Source organism: Brevibacillus sp. AG (assembly GCF_028369215.1).
Lineage (GTDB): Bacteria > Bacillota > Bacilli > Brevibacillales > Brevibacillaceae > Brevibacillus > Brevibacillus porteri.
The window spans coordinates 1-1,033 of sequence record NZ_JAQMYO010000036.1 but is presented as its reverse complement, the minus strand read 5'-3'; the positions used below and the strand labels follow the sequence as shown (position 1 = coordinate 1,033).

9 tRNA genes are annotated in these 1,033 nt (G+C 49.0%); all 9 read right to left on the bottom strand.

The window, feature by feature from the left end:
• Positions 1–176: 176 nt before the first annotated feature.
• Positions 177–261, bottom strand: a tRNA-Leu gene (locus tag POF51_RS32010).
• An 8-nt stretch (positions 262–269) separates the two neighbouring features.
• A tRNA-Arg gene (locus POF51_RS32005) sits at positions 270–343 on the bottom strand.
• 20 nt (positions 344–363) lie between these two features.
• Positions 364–439: transfer RNA gene (locus POF51_RS32000), tRNA-His, on the bottom strand.
• Positions 440–468: 29 nt separating this feature from the next.
• Positions 469–542: transfer RNA gene (locus tag POF51_RS31995), tRNA-Trp, on the bottom strand.
• A gap of 1 nt (position 543) precedes the next feature.
• Positions 544–620 (bottom strand) — tRNA-Met (locus POF51_RS31990).
• Positions 621–645: 25 nt separating this feature from the next.
• A tRNA-Ser gene (locus tag POF51_RS31985) sits at positions 646–734 on the bottom strand.
• An 8-nt stretch (positions 735–742) separates the two neighbouring features.
• Positions 743–816 (bottom strand) — tRNA-Gly (locus tag POF51_RS31980).
• Positions 817–823: 7 nt separating this feature from the next.
• Positions 824–905, bottom strand: a tRNA-Leu gene (locus tag POF51_RS31975).
• Between the two features lie 16 nt (positions 906–921).
• Positions 922–998: transfer RNA gene (locus POF51_RS31970), tRNA-Pro, on the bottom strand.
• Positions 999–1,033: the final 35 nt, after the last annotated feature.

Below are 1,033 nucleotides of genomic sequence, written 5' to 3'. Positions count from 1 at the left end.
CGCCGTTTCCGGAGCAGATCTTTAATTTATCACATCTAACTTTGAAAGTCAACAACTTTTTTAGTTTTATGTGATTTGTTCTACTCAGTTAAACTTGTATGTTTCGTGAGTAGATTTTTAATATAACACATTACTTTTCATTAATCAAGAGGTTTTTTTAACCCCATTTAAATTAATGGTGCGGTCGGCGAGACTCGAACTCGCACGGGTCGCCCCGCCACCCCCTCAAGATGGTGTGTCTGCCAATTCCACCACGACCGCATGTAAAACGTCTCAGGAGAGGTTCGAACTCCCGACCGTCCGCTTAGAAGGCGGATGCTCTATCCAGCTGAGCTACTGAGACATATTGTAGTTATAAAAAAATGGGGCGATCGATGGGACTTGAACCCACGAGTGCCGGAGCCACAATCCGGTGCGTTAACCCCTTCGCCACGACCGCCATAATGTATAGGTTTTAAAAATGTTCCTTGGCAGGGGCAGTAGGAATCGAACCCACACCAAAGGTTTTGGAGACCTTCGTTCTACCGTTAAACTATGCCCCTATGGTAGCGGTGGAGGGGATCGAACCCCCGACCTTTCGGGTATGAACCGAACGCTCTAGCCATCTGAGCTACGCCGCCATAATTATTTCGTAATAAAAAGAAGTGGCGGAGGGAGAGGGATTCGAACCCCCGTGAGCTTGCACTCTAACGGTTTTCAAGACCGCCCCGTTATGACCACTTCGGTATCCCTCCGCAAAATATGGAGCGGGTGATGGGAATCGAACCCACGCGACCAGCTTGGAAGGCTGGAGTTCTACCATTGAACTACACCCGCTTGAATATGGTGCCGGTGAAGGGACTTGAACCCCCACGGTTTCCCTCACGATTTTGAGTCGCGCGCGTCTGCCATTCCGCCACACCGGCATATTCATTTGAAACATGGTCGGGAAGACAGGATTCGAACCTGCGACCCCTTGGTCCCAAGCCAAGTACTCTACCAAGCTGAGCTACTTCCCGACTACAGAAACTTCTTCACTTTTTAAGATGAAGAT